17 protein-coding genes and 1 pseudogene are annotated in these 20,502 nt (G+C 65.6%); 3 read left to right on the top strand and 15 right to left on the bottom strand.

The features are described from left to right. The first annotated feature begins 15 nt into the window (after positions 1-15). From argG to argC, 3 genes are read left to right on the top strand one after another with little or no spacing between them, the layout of a single operon-like run. Positions 16-1,203: an argininosuccinate synthase gene (gene argG / locus D7X99_RS25440; protein ID WP_120596252.1), complete on the top strand. Its 1,188-nt coding sequence runs from the start codon at positions 16-18 to the stop codon at positions 1,201-1,203. 4 nt (positions 1,204-1,207) lie between these two features. After that, positions 1,208-2,269, top strand: a complete 1,062-nt coding sequence (locus D7X99_RS25435; RefSeq protein ID WP_121780039.1) for a DUF1611 domain-containing protein — start codon at positions 1,208-1,210, stop codon at positions 2,267-2,269. Further along, positions 2,266-3,336: an N-acetyl-gamma-glutamyl-phosphate reductase gene (argC, locus tag D7X99_RS25430; protein ID WP_120577894.1), complete on the top strand. Its 1,071-nt coding sequence runs from the start codon at positions 2,266-2,268 to the stop codon at positions 3,334-3,336. Before D7X99_RS25435 ends, argC begins: the two co-directional genes overlap by 4 nt. Positions 3,337-3,391: 55 nt before the next feature. On the opposite strand, the gene D7X99_RS25425 is transcribed toward argC, so the two are convergent. The 15 genes and pseudogenes from D7X99_RS25425 to D7X99_RS25355 form a co-directional block, all read right to left on the bottom strand. Then, a complete protein-coding gene (locus D7X99_RS25425; protein ID WP_121780038.1) occupies positions 3,392-4,072 on the bottom strand; it encodes a hypothetical protein in 681 nt (226 codons plus the stop codon). A gap of 22 nt (positions 4,073-4,094) precedes the next feature. Next, positions 4,095-4,892, bottom strand: coding sequence for a tRNA pseudouridine(38-40) synthase TruA (truA, locus tag D7X99_RS25420; RefSeq protein WP_120596249.1), 798 nt, complete (start codon positions 4,890-4,892; stop codon positions 4,095-4,097). Positions 4,893-4,914: 22 nt separating this feature from the next. Further along, positions 4,915-6,135, bottom strand: a complete 1,221-nt coding sequence (locus tag D7X99_RS25415; protein ID WP_121780037.1) for a serine/threonine-protein kinase — start codon at positions 6,133-6,135, stop codon at positions 4,915-4,917. Between the two features lie 33 nt (positions 6,136-6,168). Next, positions 6,169-7,155: a class I SAM-dependent rRNA methyltransferase gene (locus D7X99_RS25410; protein WP_121780036.1), complete on the bottom strand. Its 987-nt coding sequence runs from the start codon at positions 7,153-7,155 to the stop codon at positions 6,169-6,171. A 14-nt stretch (positions 7,156-7,169) separates the two neighbouring features. Then, positions 7,170-8,498, bottom strand: coding sequence for an amidohydrolase family protein (locus tag D7X99_RS25405; protein WP_121780035.1), 1,329 nt, complete (start codon positions 8,496-8,498; stop codon positions 7,170-7,172). A 99-nt stretch (positions 8,499-8,597) separates the two neighbouring features. Further along, positions 8,598-9,011 (bottom strand): Imm70 family immunity protein, encoded by a 414-nt coding sequence (locus tag D7X99_RS25400; RefSeq protein WP_121780034.1) that lies wholly within the window; start codon positions 9,009-9,011, stop codon positions 8,598-8,600. An 18-nt stretch (positions 9,012-9,029) separates the two neighbouring features. Then, the gene (locus tag D7X99_RS25395) at positions 9,030-9,494 is read right to left on the bottom strand and encodes a hypothetical protein (protein ID WP_147476259.1); all 465 of its coding nucleotides are present in this window, start codon (positions 9,492-9,494) and stop codon (positions 9,030-9,032) included. A gap of 211 nt (positions 9,495-9,705) precedes the next feature. Then, entirely contained in the window at positions 9,706-10,137 is a 432-nt protein-coding gene (locus D7X99_RS25390; protein WP_121780032.1) for a hypothetical protein, read from the bottom strand. Positions 10,138-10,979: 842 nt separating this feature from the next. After that, positions 10,980-11,327: a hypothetical protein gene (locus tag D7X99_RS42405; RefSeq protein ID WP_147476258.1), complete on the bottom strand. Its 348-nt coding sequence runs from the start codon at positions 11,325-11,327 to the stop codon at positions 10,980-10,982. A 200-nt stretch (positions 11,328-11,527) separates the two neighbouring features. Further along, on the bottom strand, positions 11,528-11,983 hold the full coding sequence (locus D7X99_RS25380; RefSeq protein ID WP_121780031.1) for a hypothetical protein: 456 nt from the start codon (positions 11,981-11,983) through the stop codon (positions 11,528-11,530). Positions 11,984-12,065: 82 nt separating this feature from the next. Continuing rightward, positions 12,066-12,353 (bottom strand): annotated as a pseudogene (locus D7X99_RS25375) (amidohydrolase); the annotation flags it as partial. A 48-nt stretch (positions 12,354-12,401) separates the two neighbouring features. Next, positions 12,402-12,866, bottom strand: coding sequence for a hypothetical protein (locus tag D7X99_RS25370; protein WP_147476257.1), 465 nt, complete (start codon positions 12,864-12,866; stop codon positions 12,402-12,404). 9 nt (positions 12,867-12,875) lie between these two features. Further along, the gene (locus D7X99_RS25365) at positions 12,876-13,514 is read right to left on the bottom strand and encodes a hypothetical protein (RefSeq protein WP_147476256.1); all 639 of its coding nucleotides are present in this window, start codon (positions 13,512-13,514) and stop codon (positions 12,876-12,878) included. Between the two features lie 148 nt (positions 13,515-13,662). Further along, positions 13,663-19,254 carry an RHS repeat-associated core domain-containing protein gene (locus D7X99_RS25360; protein WP_121780028.1) on the bottom strand — a complete coding sequence of 1,864 codons (5,592 nt, stop codon included), beginning with the start codon at positions 19,252-19,254 and terminating at the stop codon, positions 13,663-13,665. After that, on the bottom strand, positions 19,251-20,000 hold the full coding sequence (locus D7X99_RS25355; protein ID WP_158627066.1) for a PD40 domain-containing protein: 750 nt from the start codon (positions 19,998-20,000) through the stop codon (positions 19,251-19,253). Before D7X99_RS25355 ends, D7X99_RS25360 begins: the two co-directional genes overlap by 4 nt. Positions 20,001-20,502 lie beyond the last annotated feature (502 nt).

Genomic DNA, 20,502 nt, shown 5'->3' with positions numbered 1-20,502 from the left:
AACAGGAGTCCGAAGATGAGCAAGAAGTCCGTGGTGCTGGCGTTCTCCGGCGGCCTCGATACCGCCTTCTGCACGGTGTACCTGCGCGAGCAGGGCTGGGACGTCACCACCGTCACCGTGGACACGGGCGGCTTCCCGCCCGAGCAGCTGGAGCGCATCCAGGCCCTGTCCCAGAAGCTGGGCGCGGTGGCGCACCACACGGTGGACGCGCGCGACACCCTGTTCCAGGGCTACCTGCGCTTCCTCATCGCCGGCAACGTGCTGCGCGGCCAGCTCTACCCGCTGAGCGTCTCCGCCGAGCGCGCCTGCCAGGCCGTGGAGGCCGTGCGCATGGCGGAGAAGCTGGGCGTGCAGGCCGTGGCCCACGGCAGCACCGGCGCCGGGAATGATCAGGTCCGCTTCGACGTGGCCTTCCGCACGCTCGCGCCGCAGCTGCAGCTCATCACCCCCATCCGCGACCTGGCGCTCTCCCGTCAGCAGGAGATCTCCTTCCTCGCGGAGCGCGGCTTCCACATGCCGGCGAAGACGGGCACGTACTCCGTCAACGAGGGCATGTGGGGCACGTCCGTCGGTGGCCGCGAGACGCTGGACTCGTGGAGCACCCTGCCGGAAGCGGCCTTCCCCGGTGGTGAAATCCCCACCGACCTGAAGCCTCGACCGCTGATCATCTCCTTCGACAAGGGCGTGCCGGTGGCGCTCGACGGCAAGGCGCTGTCCGCGGTGGACGTGGTGGAGCAGCTCAACGCCCTGGGCCGTCCGTACGGCATCGGCCGGGGCGTGCACCTGGGCGACACCATCCTGGGCATCAAGGGCCGCGTGGGCTTCGAGGCCCCGGCGGCACACCTGCTCATCGCGTCGCACCGCGAGCTGGAGAAGCTGGTGCTGTCGGGCAAGCAGCTCTTCTGGAAGGAGACGGTGGGCAACCTGTACGGGTCGCTGCTGCACGAGGGTCACTTCTTCGACCCGGTGGTGAAGGACCTGGAGGCGTTCCTCGCCTCCTCGCAGGACCGCGTGACGGGCGAGGTGAAGCTGGTGCTCACCCCGCGCGCCCACGTCGTGGAAGGCGTGCGTTCGCCGCACTCGCTGATGGACGCGAAGGTGGCGACGTACGGAGAGGCCAACGTGTTGTGGACGGGGACGGAAGCGGCGGGGTTCGCCAAGCTCTACGGCGTCGCGCAGATGCTCTCTCAGAAAGCGAAGTGACGACATGAAGATCCACGTCGACAAGGTGGGCAGTGTCACGCGCAACCTCCAGGTGGGGCGCACGGTGCACCTCACGGATGAGGTGAAGTGCGAAGAGGGCGCCGTCATCGCGGTGCGCATCCACGGGGAGAAGAGCGTCTACAACCAGCTGGAGGACGTGAACGGCCGGCTCGTCACGCTCCACGCGGGCGACATCGTCGTGGGCGCACTGGGTCACCGCAACGCGCTGCACGGCTACGAGGGCATCGTGCCCGCGTCCGTCACGGTGGGCGACAAGCTCAACATCCTCAACATGGGCGGCGTCATCGGGAAGTGCACGTCGCACAACCCGGGCGTGGGCCCGCCGTTCGAGGCGGAGGTGCTGGGCCAGGTCCTCACCTTCCCGGAGTTCCAGTCGCGCGCGGGCCAGCACGCGCACATCTCCACCGGCGCGCTCAAGGGCACGTCGAGGGCGGTGACGTGCCCGGTGGTGTACGTGGTGGGCACCTGCATGAACGCGGGCAAGACGTACGCGGCCAGCGTGGTGGTGCGCAAGCTGTCCCAGGCGGGCTACCGCGTGGGCGGCGCGAAGCTCACGGGCGTGTCGCTGATGCGCGACACGCTGTCCATGCAGGACAGCGGCGCGGACGTGGTGATGGACTTCACCGACGCGGGCGTCGTGTGCACCGGCGCGCGCACGGCGTCCAAGGTGGCGCGCATTGTCTTTTCGGAGATGGTGGCCCAGGACGTGGACGTCATCGTCGCGGAGACGGGCGACGGCATCATGGGCGAGTACGGCGTGCAGGCCATCCTGGCGGATCCGGAGCTCAAGGCGCTGGGCGGCGCGTTCATCCTGTGCGCGAACGACCCGGTGGGCGCGGCCGGCGGCGTGCGGCACCTGCGCGAGGTGTACGGCATCGAGATGGACATGGTGGCCGGGCCCGCCACGGACAACGCGGTGGGCGTGCGCTTCGTGGAGCAGGTGGTGGGGCTGCCCGCTCGCAACGCGCGCGCGGATCCGAACGCCCTGGGGAATCTCATCGTGGAGAAGCTCGCGCCCAAGCTGGGAGCGGGGAGGAAGTCATGACGTCGCCTGCGAACATCTACATCCTGGGGGCCTCCGGTTTCGGCGGAGGCGAGCTGTTGCGGCTGCTCTCGGGCCACCCCGGCAACGCCGGCATCCGCGTGGTGTCCCGGCACCACGCGGGTTCGCCCATCCACAAGGTGCATCCGCACCTGCGCGGCCTGGTGGACGGCCGCTTCGAGGCGGAGCCCGACTGGCGCTGGCTGGCGGACTCGCAGCGTCCGGTGGTGTTCAGCGCGCTGGGGCATGGCGAGCTGGCGTCGCAGTTCGCCGGGCTGGAGAAGCAGTGGGCGGACGCGGGCCTCACGGACCGGATGCTGCTGGTGGACCTGTCGTCCGACTTCCGCCTGGACCACCCGGGCCGGTACGCGGGCGCCTACGGCCGGCCGCACCCGTCCCCGGACCTGCTGGGCACGTTCACCTACGGCCTCACGGAGTGGAAGCGTGAGCAGGTGAAGACGGCGAAGCGCATCGCCAACCCGGGCTGCTTCGCCACGGCGGTGCAGCTGGCGCTGTTGCCCATCGCGGCCACGCCGGGGCTGGGGCTGCTGGCGGTGTCGGGGGTGACGGGCTCGTCCGGCTCCGGTTCGCTGCCGGGCGAGGGCACGCACCACCCGACGCGCGCGCATGACTTCCGCGCGTACAAGCCGCTGGAGCACCAGCACGAGGCGGAGGTGGAGGTGATGCTGGTGGCGCACGGCGCGCAGCGGCACCGTCTTGCCTTCGTGCCGCACTCGGCGCCCATGGTGCGCGGCATCTTCGCCACGGTGCAGTTCGAGTGGCCGGAGCACGGCGGCGCGGTGGTGACGCAGTCGCTGACGGAGAAGTACCGCCGCTACTACGAGGGCTCGAAGTTCGTGCGCATCGTGGAGGGCACGCCGCGCGTGGCGGCCGTGGCGGGCAGCAACTTCTGCGACATCTCCGTGGCGACGAAGGGCCGCTCCGTGGCGGTGATGGCCGCGCTGGACAACCTGGTGAAGGGCATGGCCGGCCAGGCCGTGCAGAACTTCAACGTGGCCCTCGGCTTCCCCGAGGACACCGGCCTGCGCCAGGCCGCCTGCTACCCGTAGGCTGTTGAACCCGAGGCGGCTTCGGCGCGGAGCCGGAGCCGCCTTTGTCGTTTCCTCAAGCCGCGGGCGTCTTCGGCACGTCGCTCGGGGGCGCGGGCGTCTCCCCTGCGCTGCTCGCTTCACCCGCCGGAGCGGTCGCGGCAGGTGCGTTCCCGGAAGCGGCCGGAGCTTCGGCGGCGCCACCCTCGCGCTGCTCCAGGCGCGCGCCACCTGCTTCCGCGGCCTTGAGGAACTCGTCGTACTCCGACTTGCGGGCGACGGCCTTCGCCTCGGCGTCCGCGGAGCCCTTCTCGGCGGCGGCGCGGCCCGCGCGGATGGCCCGGGCGCTCAGCAGGATGCCTCCCACGAAGGCCACCCCCCGCAACGCCGACGCGACCGTCCAGCCCGTGGTGAAGCTCTCCATGCCGTCGCGCACGAAGTTGAGCGCGAGCACGAAGACGCCGCCGGACAGCGCGGCCCCCACGGCGGTGGTCCACGTGCGCAGCGCGACGATGCGGGCGGCGCCGTAGCAGAGCGTCGGCAGCACCGCGAGCACCCACAGGTCCTCCAGCGCCACCGCCACCGGGATGCGCAGGAAGTCGGACGGCAGTGCGCTCACCCGCGCGTGCAGGCGCAGCACCAGCGACACGCTGAGCATGGCCCCCACCACCAGCGACAGGAACCCCAGTCCGACGATGAACTGGAAGCGGCGGACGCGGACGCGCAGGGGCTCGAGGGCACTGGGTTTGGAGCTCACGGCCCGAAAGCCTACCGCACTCTCACCCTTCGTCCTCTTCCCCGACAGCCGAGTCCCCCGCCGAGCGAGGGGGCGGGCCGTCGCCGTAGAAGACCTCCTCCATCACCAGCCCCTGCGGCGGCGCGGTGGCCCCGGCCAGCTTGCGCTCGCGCGAGGCCAGCACTTCGGCCACCCAGGCCTCGGGGCGGCGGCCCTTGCCCACCTCCACCAGCGTGCCCACCAGGTTGCGCACCATGTGCTTGAGGAAGGCGGTGCCCTCCACCACGAAGGCCACGGTGTCGCCGGACGTGCCTTCCACGCGCACCTGCCGGATTTCGCGCACCGCGTGCTTCGCCTGGCAGTCCGCGGCGCGGAACGCGGAGAAGTCATGGCGGCCCAGCAGGGCCTGGGACGCGCGGCGCATGGCCTCCACGTCCAGCGGGGCGAACACCTCCCAGTGCGTCGTGCGCAACAGGGGGGACCGCATGCGCCGGTTGCTCACCCGATAGCGGTAGCGCTTGCCGCGAGACCAGCGGCGCGGGTCGAACTCCGGCGACACCTCCTCCGCGGCCACCACCGCGATGTCCGGCGGGAGGATGCCGTTGAGGCCCATGGTGTAGGCCTTCATCGGAAGCACGCGCTGCGTGTCGAAGCTGGCCACCTGCCCCGTCGCGTGCACGCCCGAGTCGGTACGTCCGGCGGAGGCAACGAAGACGCGTTCCCCCAGGAGCTTCTGGAGCGCGTCCTGGAGCGTGGACTGGATGGAAGGGCCATTGGGCTGCACCTGCCAGCCCACGTACCGGGTGCCTTCGTATTCGAGCGTCAGCTTCAGCCGGGGCATGGAGTGAGCAAAGGCACGCGGATCAACGCGACTTCAGCCATCCCTCCAGCACATCCGCCGCGAGCTTCGCCAGGGAGACGTTCGCCTTGCGCGCCTGGGCCTCCAGCTTTTCATACACCGCCGGGTCCACCGTCAGCGCGAGCAGGCGCGGCTCGGTGGCGGGGAGGTCGTCCAGGTGCATGGCCTCCGTGGGCGGGCCGTCCACGGACGCCGCCACCTCCGACAGCTCCAGCGCCATCTCCGACGTGGGCGCGGAGGACTGGCGCGTGGACAGGCGCTTCAATTCCTGCGGGCGCTCGTCCTCGAAGAGCTGCTTGACGAAGTTGGCCAGGTGCAGCGGCGAGGGCGTGAAGTCGTAGGACTCCAGGAAGGCGTCCAGGTCGCGCTGCATCTCCAACGCCGTCTGGTAGCGGCGCTCGCGGTCGCGGGCGAGCGCGCGCATCAGGATGGCCTCCACGCGCTCCGGCAGGTCCTCGCGGAAGTACGACGGCGCGTAGATTTTTGCTTCCGTGATGCTGCGCATGACGGCGACGTCGGAGTCCCCGGTGAAGAGCTTGAAGCCGGTGAGCCACTCGTAGAGGACGGTGCCCAGCGAGAAGATGTCGCTGCGGCAGTCCAGCGGCCGGCCCAGGCACTGCTCCGGGGACAGGTAGCTGAGCTTGCCTTTGATTTCCCCCGAGCGCGTCTCCTCCACCTGGTTGGCGGCCTTGGCGATGCCGAAGTCGAGCACCTTCACCGAGCCGTCGAACGCGACGACGATGTTCTCCGGCGTGACGTCGCGGTGGACGATGTTGAGCGGGTTGCTGTAGCGGTCCTTCTTCTGGTGCGCGTAGTGCAGGCCCGCGCAGACGCAGGAGGCGATCTTCAGCGCGTACACCATGGGGAAGGGAATCCCCAGGGACTCGGCCTTGGGCACGACGCGGCGCATGTCCCGGCCGGACACGTACTCCATGGCGATGAAGTAGCTGTCGACGATCTTCCCCAGGTCGTGGATCTGCACGATGTTGGGGTGATTGAGCTGGGCCGCCAGCCGCGCCTCGTTGAGGAACATCTTCACGAAGGCCGCGTGCTTGGACAGATGCGGGCGGATGCGCTTGATGACGATGGGCGTCTCTTCGCCGCTGGCATCCATCTGGTGCGCGAGGAAGATCTCCGCCATGCCCCCCACGGCGATCCGATCGATGAGCCGGTAGTTGCCGAAGCGGAACGCATCGCGCGGAGGCGAGGAGGCGGCGGGAGCCATGGAAGCAATGTAGCCGCGCCCCGCCCGGAGGCGCTAACGAAGTTGGACGACGTGCACCTTGAGTGCCGGTTCCTCACCTGGAGGTGTCGGAAAGTCGAGCCCCGAGGGACCAAGCGACCCCACTGTCTTCCCCGCCCTGCCAGCCCGCGTCACACCTTCCAGCACCATGGTTTCGAAGCGGCGCGAAGGCAGTCCCGCCAGGTTGCAGCAGGCGACCAGGCGGCCCCTGGGAGCGACCACCTTCGCGGCGGCTTCCGCCAGCCGGGCGTAGTCGCGAGCGGCGGAGAAGCGCGTCGTCTTGGTGGTGGAGAACGACGGAGGGTCCGCGACCACGACATCGAAGGACTCCCCCTTCTTCGCGAGCCGCCCGAGCCAATCGAAGACATCGCCAGCCACGTAGTCGTAGCGCTCCACGGATTGTCCGTTGAGGCGCGCGTTCTCCTCGCCCCATTCGAGCACGCGGCGGCTGGCGTCCATGTTGAGCACGCGCTTCGCGCCCCCGGCGGTCGCGGCGACACCGAAGGCGCAGGTGTACGCGAAGAGGTTGAGCACGGTGAGGCCGGAGGCCTGGGCCTGGAGCCACGCGCGGGTGTCGCGCATGTCCAGGTAGAGGCCCACGGAGAGGCCCTGTCCGGGGCGGATGTGGAAGGACAGACCGTTCTCCTTCGAGACGAAGTCCTCCACGGATTCGCCCCGCGCGGCGGACTCCGGAGCGAGCGCGTCCTTCGCCACGTTGGCGAGCACGCGCGCCTCCCGGGGACGGCGCTTCAGGTAGACGCTCCGGGGCGTCCACGCGGAGACGGCGGCGTCGAGCAGTGTGACTTCCTCGGCATCCGTCAGGTCGCGGTAGAGGCTGACCACGACGACGTCGCCGAAGAGGTCCGCCGTCACGTCGGGCACGCCGTCCGCGGCGCCGTTCAGCAGGCGGAAGGCGGAGGTGGCGGGGTCCGAGAGCAGCGGACCCCGGCGGGCGCGGGAGGCGCGCAGCAGGTCCACGAGGCGGGGAGGCAGGGCACTCACGCGCCCCTTCTACCCTACGAACCCAGCCGTGCGCGGGACCAGACGCGGCCGAGCGCGGCGGCGGCGTCCCGGGCCAAGTCCACGAAGTCGCTGCCCAGCAGCTGGCCCTCGCGGACGCAGACGCGGCCATCCACGATGGTCCACGCCACGCGGGCGGCGGTGAGCTGCCCCAGAAGGAAGGGCGCGTAGCCCGTCTCCGGGTCCGCGGCGGGGATGGCGTCATAGACGACGAGGTCCGCGATGCTGCCCTCGTCCACGCCGCCCGACGGCTTGCCGTACAGGCGGGTGCACAGCTCCGCGGGGCCGCTGACGAACAGGTGCGCCAGCGAGTCATCCAGGTCCGGCATGCGGCCGGAGCGCGCCAGGGACAGCATGCTGACGAGCGCCCCCGCGAGCTCCTCCTGGAGGGTGCCATGGCCGCCGGTGCCCAGGCCCACGAGGTGGAGGCTGGACAGCGCGCCGTCAGCGGATTCGGCCGCGCGGTCCATGGAGCGGGTGGCGCGGGGCGTGAGGGCGATGAAGGTGCCGGAGGCGGCCAGCCGCTCGGACTCGGAGCGCTCCACGGCGCGCGGGTAGCCGGCGATGGCGTGGGGGCCCAGCAGGCCCAGCACGTCCAGGCGCGGCACGACGCGGCGGCCGTGCGTGGCGTAGGTGGTGGAGAGGTCGTCCTCGTTCTCCGCGATATGGAACACGACGGACGCGTCCAGCTCCTTGCGCAGCTCCGCGATGCGGGACAGGAGCGGATCCTCGCAGGTGTAGGACGCGTGGAAGCCGAGTGCGCCACGGACGCGGGGGTGTTCGCGGTAGCGGCGGACGAAGTCCGCGTTGGCGTCCGCCTGGGCATTGGCCACGTCGGCGCCATCCAGGCTGTGCGTGGAGTGGGACGTGACCAGGCGGATGCCCAGGGTGTTCGCGGCGCGGGCCTGGGCCTCCAGGCCGCCTGCGACGTCGGTGGGGCACGACAGGTGGTCCACGACGAGGCTGACGCCATCGAGCAACGCGCGGGCGGCGGCGAAGCGGGTCAGGACCTCCACGTCCTCGGCGGTGAGGAGGTTGGCCACCGAGCGCATGCGCTCCAGGCGCGAGCGGGGCTGGCGCAGGAGGAAGTCGCCATTGGGGGGCAACAGCTGCCCGTTGACCATGTGCGAGTGACAGTCCACGAGCCCGGGGGCGACGAGGCGGCCTCGACAGGCCACTTCCCAGTCACCGGGGAGCACGGGCACCTCGGCGTCCGGGGCGACGCGGCGGATGATGCCTTCTTCGACCACGACGGCCATGCCGTGGCGGACGCGACCGTCCGCACGGAACACGGCGCAGTTCTTCAGAAGCAGTCGGCCTTCCATGGACCTTCCCGTTTTAGCACGGGGTGGGTGGAGGATGAACCCCGTCTCCTACGGAGAGTCCTCGAAGGGCGGATCCATGCAGGCCGCCGACCCGGGAACTCACTGAAACGAGATGGGGGCCCGGCGCTCGAGCGCGAATTCCACCAGGCCCTGCAGGGCCTCCACCAGGAAGCCACCACTCACGGCGAGGAACGACTCGAACGCGTTTCGAGGCACGAGCCCCATGGAACCCGCCTCGCTTCGTTGCCACTCCGACGCAAAAGCGACCGGCGGGCGCGCCTGCATCTCCCCTGCGATGACCGCCAGTTCCTCGCGCAACCGCTCGCATTCGGGAACGGACCACTCGCCATCACAGTCCGAGTGCACGATGAGCACAGGGAATCGAGAGCCCGGCTTCCCGGCCTCCAGCTCGCGAGTGACATAGTCACGTAACGCGTTGAAGTCCGAGTAACCGCCAACCGCGACCTCCTCCACATCCTCATCACCTTCATGGACAACAAGACACAGACCCACGCGGGCTCCGACCTCTCTTCAATCAGAGTAGATACAGCGCATCGTCACCGGATCGAAGACCGCATTCTGTCCTTCTCCGAAATCGACCACCAGATACGGAGGGTTGGTCCTCCTCAAGTGAATCCTGACGGGCTCAGGCTCCGTCTCGAAGCGGAAGGTGGAGGGCTGCTCCATCCACCACGACTGCGCCCGCGCGTACTCCTCCTCCGACAAGACACCATCCGCCCGGCTCGAGAATGCACGGACACGGGCCTCGTTGTCGTGAAGAGCGGCCTTGAGACGGCCCCATTCACCCCAATGTCTGCCAGCAATCTGCGCAAAGACTGGCAGCAGCACGAGGAACGACACCAGGGTCAACGGAAGCATCACCCATCGCCAGAACTGGACGATCTGATCAGACTCCCTCCGGGCGACAATGAAGCACCCATGGCCCACCATGAGGAGAAGCCATCCAAAGAGCGCGACCTCCGCGAGCATGTCCACGGGTGGGTCACCAGGGAAGGGGTGCGGATCCCCCAACACGGTGCTGCCAATTCCCAGGGCACACAGTCCAACCGCGATGCCCACCGACGGCACGAAGCCACACACCAATCCAACGATTCCCAATCGTGGGAGCCAGCGGGCAGACACGCTCATTTCTGTTTTTCAGCGCTCAAACCGCTGCCTCCAAGCCCAGACCACTCGAATGACCGTCCTACAGAATGGGTGTCCCCTGCATGAGCAGTGACCAGGCAGCAGGTGCCATGGGCTCGCCTACCAGTTCATACGTCTCATGCTTCTGTCGCGCGGGAGCAATGCCCAGGCCCTGGAAGAATCGCTCGTTTCCCCAGACGGTGCCAACCCCCTCATGGCTGCAGACGAACACCTTCAGCCTGGGGCCTTCGAACAACTGGAAATCATCACAGCCGTCGATTCCCCTCCAAACGGTCTCGTCGTTCAGAGGCAGGCGCACGCCAGCGTCCGTCCGACACCGCACCCACAACGCGGCGCTGGAGCCTCCCCTCGTCCCGGGCCACGACGAAACCCACCGCGACTCCACCGCCGCCATCCGGATCCGCTCGAAGTCACGCTGAAGCCGCTTCAACTCCGGCGTGGGCACGACGACATCCGCACCATCGACCCGCATCCGTCCGCCGGATGAGCGCGAAGTGCGTCGACGACCGCCACGCACGCTCCAGCACTGGCGCCAGGTGCTGCGTCCTGCCCAGCTGCAGGCAGCACTCCCCAGCCACGTCCAGGACTTCTCTTCTCACGGAGGCCATGATCGTCGTCCTCACCGCGCAGGAGCCCGGCGCTTCGCAAACAGAAGCAACGGAAGCCCTACACCCCACAGAAACAGGAAGACTGGACTTTATCCAATGACCGCGCTCACCGCCCCGGCGCCAGGTGGATCTCGGTGCCGTTCACCGGCTCCGGACCGAGGGCCAGTCCTGGCGGGACATCGCCCAGGCCCTCAGGGTGACTGTCCGGACCGTCAGGAGGTCATGGCAGCTGTGGCCAAACCCAGGGGTCGGATTCCTGGCCTGAGCCCCCTCTGGGAACGTAGGTGGGGCAATAGGTGGAGGTTGTGCCAGTGGGGCATGTTTGAACGCATCTCCATTAATCGACGCCCGGAGGCGTGCAAAAAGACCCCGGCGAATCGGTAAACGCTCTGCTGCCGCACAGCTGTCCGCTGGGGCATTCCGAAGTCTCTTCGCACGGCCGCTGACAGGTACCTGCCGACCCCGGTGTTGTCCGCAGCCAGAACATGCATTCCAGCTCCTCCTCGCAGTCGGCGCTACTCTTGCAGTTCCCTCCCTCTTGAACATGAACTGGGGCCATCTTGGGACTATGGCTAACAGCGCAGGAAGCAGGGAGGATCAGCAGCACCAGCAAAGGCCATTCGGGTTTCATGTTCTCACCTATCAGTTCATGCGTCTCGGGCTTCCACCGCGCGGGAACAATCTTCAGGAAGCTCCGTGGCGGCAATCAGTCCCACTCCAGGCTGACTCCACCGTCTGCGTTGACGGTCGCGACTCCTTGCAATCCGAGCAGCGGATTCACGAACGCACCTGTTTCCAATTGGACCTTGCCGCCATCCGTGAACTCGAGGTCAACGGACAGGTCTCCATCCGCGTTCGCGCGTCCCTGACAGACGACCCGGCCATGAACAGGGACCTTCTCAAAAGCGCATTCCTCGCCAGGAATCCGAGCAGTCAAGACACGCAACTCGCTCCCGGTCTCATTCACGAGGACGATTCGCGTTCTTCCCGACACATAGATGGCAAGCGCGGGAATCACCACGATGACCAGCAAGCCTGCCGCCAGGGTCCACACCCAACTCCTATCGATGGCTCACCTCCACTCCCTCTGGCAAGACGAATGATCTGGCCCTGACTGAGTCAACATGCAGACCAGAGCTTGTCTACAGGAAAATGCGAACCCAGAGCATCCACCGTCCAAGGCCCACCGATAGTCCTCTCACAGGAACCATCATCCCAAGTGGCTTTCGCCCTTGTCCACGCCGGCAGCTCGGCTCAAGGGAGGACGTCATCGAGGTCAGGCCTTTCAATGATGCGGTCAGAGGTCCGCAGATAGAGGACCTCCTCATCGACACCCCAGAAGGTCTTGAGTTCCACCTCGACCGCGAAAACGCGTCCTGACTCGAAGGTGACGTAGACCTTCGGATACCGCCGAACCTTCGCAACCGGCTTCGCGTAGTCCCAGGAGAGCCTTCCCGATGGCCTCACCTCCCGAGCCAGAGGCATGCCCAGGCGTTGAACCACCTCATCTTCGGACATCCTCAGAGACACGGAGCGGACCTTCTCCGCGCTGAGTCCCGGCGCCAGTTGGCTTCCAGACCAGGGGACCCCGAAGCCGGCGTAGAACAGCGCTGCGCCCGTCGACACCAGCCCCAGGAAGAGCCGGTCCCACCAGGCCTGGGGCCTTCCCATCGAAGCGCGAAACAGAACGGGTGCCTCTGGCGCGTCCATCAGGCCAACCCCTCGGTGCGCTGGCCATTCTCGCTGCAGAAGCAACGCTGTTCTTCCTCTACGCCGACCACTCCATCCACATGGCCACCGAGCGCATGCGCTCCAGACGCGAGCGGGGCTGGCGCAGGAGGAAGTCGCCATTGGGGGGCAGGAGCTGCCCGTTGACCATGTGCGAGTGACAGTCCACGAGCCCGGGGGTGACGAGGCGGCCTCGACAGGCCACTTCCCAGTCACCGGGGAGCACGGGCACCTCGGCGTCGGGGGCGACGCGGCGGATGATGCCCTCTTCGACCACGACGGCCATGCCGTGGCGGACGCGACCGTCCGCACGGAACACGGCGCAGTTCTTCAGATGCAGTCGGCCTTCCATGGACCTTCCCGTTTTAGCACGGGGTGGGTGGAGGATGAACCCCGTCTCCTACAGAGAGTCCCCGAGGGGCGGATCCATGCAGGGCGCGGGCTTCAGGAAGTAGGGGCCGTCATGCTCCACGACCATGAACCACTCCATGGACTCGGGGCAGATGGCGCACCACCCAGGGGATCCGTGGCGTGGAGACGCCCAGACCATTGCCTCCAGGATGTTCAGGGGTGGTGGTGACGCGGCCTCGATGCGAAGGACCGGGAGCAAGGGCTCCGATACGACGTGGAACACACCGCCCTGCTGCTGCCGGGAGTAGTGCACCTCCGCTTTGAGCATCATCTTCACCTGGACCGTTTTGGCGAAGACGAAGATGGACTGGCCAATATCCCTGGCTATGAATCCGGGCAGGAAGGTCTGCCACCACTGGTCGCATATCTCCTGCGACACCTCCGGGCCGAGCACCTTCAGACCCGAAACAACGCCGGCCAATGCCTCAGTAGGCCAGGTCCAATCTTTTCTCATCGACACCTCTCAATCCGAATAGATGCAGATCATCGTCACCGGATCGAAGACCGCATTCTGCCCCTGGCCGAAATCGACGCCGAGGTAGGGAGGGACGGTTCTCCTCATATGAATCCTGACGGGTTCAGATTCCGCATCAAAGTGGAAGGTGGCAGGCTGCGTCAGCAACCACGCTTTCGCTTGCGCGAACTCCTCCTCCGACAAGGCACCATCGGCACGGCTTGAGAATCTACGAACCCGGGCTTCGTTGTCCTGAAGCATGGCCTTGAGCAGACCCCATTCGCCCCAATGTCTTCGGCCAACCTGAGCAAGGGCCGACGACATCGCGAGGAATGATAGCAGGATCAACGGGGGGATCACCCTTCGCCAGAGCCGAAGAATTCTATCGGATTCTTTCCGAGCAACGAAGAAGGGAACGTATCCAACAAGGATGAACAACCATCCACTGAGCGCAATCTCTGTGAGCATGTCTGCGGCAGGTGGATCACCGGGAAAGGGATGCGAATCAGACAACAGGAATTCGCAAAACCCCAAGACGCTCAACACGAGCAAAACGCTTACCGACGGCACGAACCAGCACAGCAGACCAATAATCCCCAACCGGCGAAGCCAGCGGGTGGATGTTTCCATTTCAGCGACGCGGTTCATTGGCGGAAGACGATCCGGTTCCTAGCCCAGGCGAACTTGTGCTGCATGGCGAATGGGGGCCAGTTCATTCTAGGAGCAGCGGTTCATATGCCGGTCGGCCCCAGGGGGAAGACTCAACATCCCCCTGGAACACATTCAAACCAAACCGCTATTTCCCACCCCCACACATCGATCCACTCGGACTGTTGACATTGGGATTGTCCGCCCACTTATTTCGGACAGGGAAATCGTCGTCTTTGGGACCGCCCGTACGCTCCCTGAGGCCGAAGGGCAACAGGTGCGGTCCCACGCTATTCTCGCCAAATCCCTGCACAAAGCGCGACAAATCAGGCCCATCAAATGTATTAATCGATCCATCAGGATCAATAACAATGTTAACGCCATTGTTTGTTTTGTACACTCCCTTGCGCCCCGAATAAACACCATCCTGGTTGCCATAGAAAGTATCACCAGGCGCCAAGTAGTATTGCTCGCCGTGTTCCCCTGAAATCCAAACACCATCGTTTGAGTTGTTCTGAACATCCAGGCCCGTTGAATCAAACCATGAAATCGGATTGTTCCCAGCATAGAGGTAGGCCAGCGCAGGAACACCACGCAGCACCTGCCTTTCAATCCACTTTGGATTCTGCTGAAGAAGCTCTGGCTGAAGGTACCGCCCCGATGCCGGATCATAAAACCGGTTCCAATTCTCGAAGAGATCGGTCTCCGCGTCATGGTACTGGCCGGGGAAGCCAAGCGGAATCCAGAGGGCCTGAGCCCCGGCCTGGTACCGCTGGTACTCGTACCCCTCGACCGCGACGCCCTGATAGCTGGTCAAGCCACTGGCGTTCGAACTGAATCCCACGGTCAGGTTGCCATTGGACGGCACCACCCATGCCGTTGTCACTTGCCCCCGGCGCTCTCCCGACTGGCTGTCTAGGACACTGCTCGTATCCGGATCCACCAAGCGCACGAAATCCGCCCCCAGCTCCGTGTCCACAACATGGTAGCGCGCGCGCATCCGTACTTGAACTGAGGTGCTCTCCTTGGGCTGGGAGAACATCGCCAGCGTTGCGGACGTGCTGTGCGCGTAAGGGTGCGCGGTCTCCGCGTGGTGCGTCACCCGGTTCACGTGCCCGAAGGGGTCCGTGTCTGCGGCCCCTGTCACCCGTCGCGAAGCGTCCAACATGATCACCGGCTTTCCAATGTGGTCCGTCACCGGGAAATACACGCCACACGCCACTGACTCGCCATCACGAGAACAATCCCCAGTGCCGTCTGGCTGCCGCGCCCACGCCGCGCTGAACTTCCCACGCACGAGCGCAACCGGACGCCCCGCCAACCATACATAGTCATCCAGGGTGAAGTGGCCAATCGGAGTGGCCAAACCATTGTTGCCCCGGTCCGTCAGCATCCGGTTCGACACCGAGTGGAAGTACTCGTCCGTCGTTCCATACGGGTTCGACTTCAGCCGCCGGCGGCCCAGCGCATCATAGAAGTAGTTGTAGTAGGCACCGTTGACGTTGACCGCCCGGAACACGGTCTCCGTGGCCACGCCTACTGTCTGTCCATACTCGAACCCCAGCGTGTAGACAGATCCACCTGACATGGTCGCCGCCCACCGCTTCTGCGTCACTCGGCCGTCTTCGTCATGCGACAGGGTGTATTTCAGCAAGCTGCCACTGGCCGATGAACCCCACCCCGTCAGCTGGTCCACCGCTGGGGCTGTCCCAGCGGTCAGGTCGTAGATGAATCCATCCTCTTCCAGCTGGGTCCGGTTGCCGCGGCCATCATACTGATACGTCCGCGACTCGAACGCGCCACCCGTCGCCTCGAAGTTGCCCGTCGGCCGGCCGGCCCCCACCAGACGCAGCGTGCGGTCATAGGCATACGTCTCCGTCCGAGGCGTCGTCGCCCCCAGGAGGCACGTATCCAGCCGGGCCACCTGATCGCCCGTCCACGTGTATCCACGCTGATAAATGTCACCACTCCCCGAGCCCGGCGAGAACGAACCGGACGACACCCGCAGGGAACGCAGGCGGCCCGTCATGTCTCCCGAGGAGAGATTTGGCACGGCCGTCGGGCACGCGGAGGGCTCCACCGACGTGTTGTCCCCGACCATGAACTCCATGGCGCTGTTGTTTGAAGTCACCGAGTGGTTCATCTGGTAGCCACGCAGGCCGCCGTACGGCTCCCAGGCGACGCCCTCGATGACACGCGTATCCGTGTAGCCCGTCGTCCCGAAGAGCCGGACGTCAATGGCCTGGGTCCGGTTCAGCTTCGCTCCCGACCCATAGACGTAGGTGACCACGCGCCCATGCGGATATGTCACCGTCTCGATGTTGCCATTCGCCGTGTAGGTATAGAACGTGTGCGGATGGGCATTCACCGTGCCCGACGAGCAGCTCGTCTCGCCCTCGCGTAGACGGATCTCTCCGGCCACCCGACCAAACGCATCGTACTGGTACCAGGTGCGTCCGAAGGAATCGTGGCGGTAGCGCAGCCGCCCGGCCGTCTTCGTGGGCTGTGGGCAACTCGAAGGGGGCACACTGGTCGCGTCGCCAGAGTCATTCACGTCATACGACAGGGCGAAGAGGTTCTCCGCTCCCGTGGCGGGCGTGTTGTAGTGCCGCACCGAGCGCAGGATCCGGCCCAACAGGTCATACTCATACGAGAGCCACTCCCACGCATCCCGCATCGCCGGCGTCTCCTTCGCCGTCACCTGGCCCCGGGCGTCATAGGCATAGCGGGTGACGCCTGCGCCACCAGCGCCGTCACTCGTATGAGGCAGGGACACCGTCACCAGGTTGCCGAAGTCGTCGTAGCCGTAGGTGGACGCAGGGACAGACGCACTGCACGTCGAGCAGTCATTCGATCCCGACGCCACCGCGCAACCCGCCCGCACGGAGGTGACGTTGTTCTGCACGTCGTGCGTGAAGCACGTCCGCTGGTTGCTGCTGGACGTGGGGAACTCATCCACCTTGGTCAGCCGATTCAGCCGGTCATAGCCCATCGCGGTGCAAAGGGTCGAAACCGGCGAGCCGTCTGGATTCACACCGCCGCAGACCGATGGCGGCGCATTGGAGGGGAAGCCCAGCCCTGTCAGATTGCCATTCGAGTCAAACACCCGTGCAGTCTGGACGGGCGAGGGCGAGGTCCCCATCCCCTCGTAGGTCGGATGCTTCCGAGCGTCCGCTGCGTAGGTTTTCACCCGGCGCGTCTGCGCGGTGCTCCCCGTCCACGTCTGGAACGTTTCAGACTTGAGCGTCTCGTCCGGCCAGTAGGTGTAGTCCACCCGCTCCGACCAGGATGAACCCGAGGCATCCGCGGCGGTCGCCCTCCACTGCAGCAGCTTCGTGAGTGTCCCGCCCGAGCAGCCCGACGTCGTCCCGCTTCGGTAACAGAAGACGTCGTGGTTGCCTTGGGGATGCTTGATGGCCTTGAGACGCCCCTGGTCGTAGATCAGCTCCGTCGTGGTGGTTGTCGCGCCATCCACCACGCTCTGCTTCGCGAGCAGGTCCTGGTTGAACTCCCGCGTGACAATCACACCGTTGGAGTCCTGGATGCGCGTGGCATTTCCGAAGACGTCGTACTCCAGGTATTGCGTATCCAGCGACGTGCTCCCTCCACATCCACCCGGGAACACCGACTCCTTCTTGAGCTTGTTCCGACGGTTCTCCACGTCCGTCCGCGGCCAGTACTCGTACTTCATCACCGGGAACGGCGTCGTGGACGGGCAGTCCGTAAGGGTGGAGACGTCCGCGACGCTCGCGTCGACGAGGCAGGGACCGTGCACCTCCAACACGCGGCCCTCGGGATCCTCGGGCCCCACGCCGCCGCACTGAGTCGCCCGGAAGTTGAAGACCGCCACGCGGCGCTTCTGCACCTGCCAGTTGCCCGAGCTGTCCCGCACCTGCGTCCACCCCGTGCGGAACGTCGCGTTCAACCGGTTCGTCACGGAGTCGTAGACGTACTGCGTCCGTGCATTGGGGTCCGACTCGCCCGTCGGAGCCAGGACGCTCGCGGTCTCCTTCCGTTCAAGCAACTGTTCGAAGGCGCGCAGCGGCTGCCCGGCTCCACCATAGGTATAGCCATACCGCAGCTGAGCAAGGCTTCCCGTTCCACTGAGAGAGTCAGCGCCCTCTGTGATCGTCCTGAGTTCCTTGATGTGTTGCAGCGGAACACCCTGGGCTGCGGCGACACCCGCGTCCGGCCTGGCGTGGGAGTAGAGCGTCCACACATCCCGCAGGTCCTTATGTGCCTTGGGCAGCGCGGGAGGAGATGTCCCGTCAGCAATCGAGCATTCGTACTCCCACCGCTCGGTGCCGGGAATGATGCCAGGACATGAGGTCCCATCGCACCGCTCCTTGCGCAAGTGCAATCTCCAGGTCTGCTCGGAATCCTCGGCAGGCCCGGAAACGAACCGATTCGTAAACGTCGTTGCTCCCGCTGCGCCTGTGCCCAAACCCACCAAGGAGTCCGCGAACTCACTCGTCACCTGGTTGGATCCATTCCGGGCGACGGAACATGCGTCCCTCTCCGCGACATCGTTCGCCAGCCGTGTGATGACATAGTCGTGCCCTCCCGCCTCATCATGGTGCACGTCGAGATCGGTCGTGTCCCAGGTATGCTTCGAGGACAGGACTCCATTCGAATAGACGTTGAAGGTGGCATTCGAACCGGACCTCGAATAGGCGTACTCTCGGCTCTGACCTGATTGGGGATAGACCGCCGCCGTAAGCTCATTGCTGTTGGCCGCATAGGAATACTCGACCAACCGCTGCTCCGAGACTCCGCCGTCGGAGGAGTCTTCCAGGGTGATATAGCTCAGGACGCATACGAGCTTTCCGTCGGCAGTCCCCTTGACCTTGGTGTAGTAGAAATGAACCTTCGCGCCATCGCGCGTGGTTACCGTGCGCAGATACGGCACACCAGGATCCGAGCCCGGTGCTCCCTCGATGCAGCCCAGTTCTACGGGGACGCCAGCGTCCAGGGTCATGGGCTGGGCATACTCCAGCAAGGCCCGAGGAACTTCCACACCCCCATCTGGAGCGTACTGACTGTCTTCAATCCGGCTCAGGAAGTAGTGGCGGTAGCCAGCATCCAACTGTGAATCCACCCAGACCGAATCATAGACATAGCGGCCACTCCCTTCTCTGAAATACACGAACTCCTGGGGCCACCCTCCATCCGAGGTATCCTGCCAGAGCCTATCGCGGCTGCCCGCGTTGTTACCATTCTCGTACCACTTGCCAGAAGGTGCGGACTTCGAGCTCAAGACCATCTTGTTGAGATATCCATCAACGTCACGGATATTTAAATCGATCTCGCCAGGCGAAGCTTTATAGACAGAGCTGTAGAAGTTGTGCCACCAGTTGAGACTGCCACCCGATCGGTGGGGACCGAACGGACGACCCAGCCTTTCCGTAGGCAGGAAACTTCCGTACCCCCCCGTACCAGAGAGATTGGCGTAGTTGTACGAATTGGAGTTCGCGGCGTGCATCCGAATGAACGGGAGGCTGCCTTGGCTGAGCGGCAGTTCGAAGTCCACTTCTCGCACGTAGCTGTAGCGATCCGCGACACTGACGGGATCGCCGTAGAATCCGATGCCTCCAGGCGCTTTGGGAGACTGCGGTCCAGACGCAGGATCGCCTTGCGTTCCATCACAGCGGGGGAGGACGTTCACGGGGCAGTACTGGGCATGGGCCGTGGATGCGCCCGACACAGCGATGAGCAGCGTGAGTCGAATCAGCATTCTCATGGGACGTCTTCCATGGAAAAGAGTCGGGTGACCTTGCGGCCCACGAGCCGCGAAACGGATTCAGCGTCCTGGAAGTAGAGCTCCTGGGCCTTCGCGCCGAACTGGACCCGGGCACTGAGCCCCTCTCTCAGACGGAGCTTGTGAAGGATTCGCGGAGGCCGCTCCGCGGACGTCCGCTCCTTGAGCAGGACATCCGCGCCATCGCGCTCCACGAAAACCAGGCTCTTCCCATCCGGCGAGTAAACGGGCTCGTTCAGATCTCCGGACGCCAGCGGCCCGGAGGCAGGTTGTCCTGCACGCATCAGGTGGAGGGTTTTGGTGTTCACGCTGCAAGGCGTATGGACGTAGATGACGTCTCCATCCGGTCGGATGGAAGGCCGCAGATGGCATCCGAGCTCGTTCGTGAGCGCCGTGAGTTGGGTGCCGTCCATTCGCACGCGATACAACTGCGCATTCGCCCGTTCCTCATGCTGCCCGGGAGGACCGCCCTTCTTGGGATGGTGCGCGAAGTAGACCCATTGGCCATCAGGACTGACAGCCGGGTCCGCATGGAAGCCCTCTGCATTCCCAATCCGGACAGGGGGCGACTTCGCCTTCCAATCCCACCGATACAGCAGGTCATTGAGCGCCCCCTGATCATACGCCGTGTAGACGATGTGCTGTCCATCCCGCGAAACCGTCAGGGTGGTGGCAGGGTAGGTCGAGGGAACGCGGATGCGTTCAGGTTTCCCCGTGGAGACGTCCAAGGCGATCCAGGCCCCGTCGTGACTGAAGACAAGGTAACTGGGAGAGGGCGCACGAGGGGTCGCTGGTGGCGCCGCCACCAGGAGGAGCATCAAGAGATGTGCAAGCATTGAACGGGCCTATCGCTCTTGAGCAGGACGCGCGGACCACCCCTTCGGGGGCACGCAGAAGGAGGCGCCTGCGTTCGGATGGACCGAAACGCATTGCCAGTCCACGGGGCAGTTCGCTTCCGCCTGGCATTGCCGTGAGCAGATCAACCCCTGGCCTGGGGCTGGCTGGGTATGAAGGCACAGATTGGAGCGACAGGCGGACGCACCTTGCGCGGCACAGTCCTCCCCCACTTCCTTTGTCGCCGCAGCGGCCAGGGTCTGCGGGTGCTCTCCGAAGACCTTCCCTGAAGGTGCCGCTACCTCCTCCGCGGCGCCAACTGGAGGTCGCGACTCATTGCACGCCAACAGCAGGACTCCTCCCGCCAGCGCTCCCCACACCCATGACCGGAAAGAC

The organism is Corallococcus sp. AB032C, assembly GCF_003668935.1.
In the GTDB taxonomy this organism is placed as follows: Bacteria; Myxococcota; Myxococcia; order Myxococcales; family Myxococcaceae; genus Corallococcus; species Corallococcus exiguus.
This window is presented reverse-complemented; position numbering and strand designations above follow the sequence as displayed.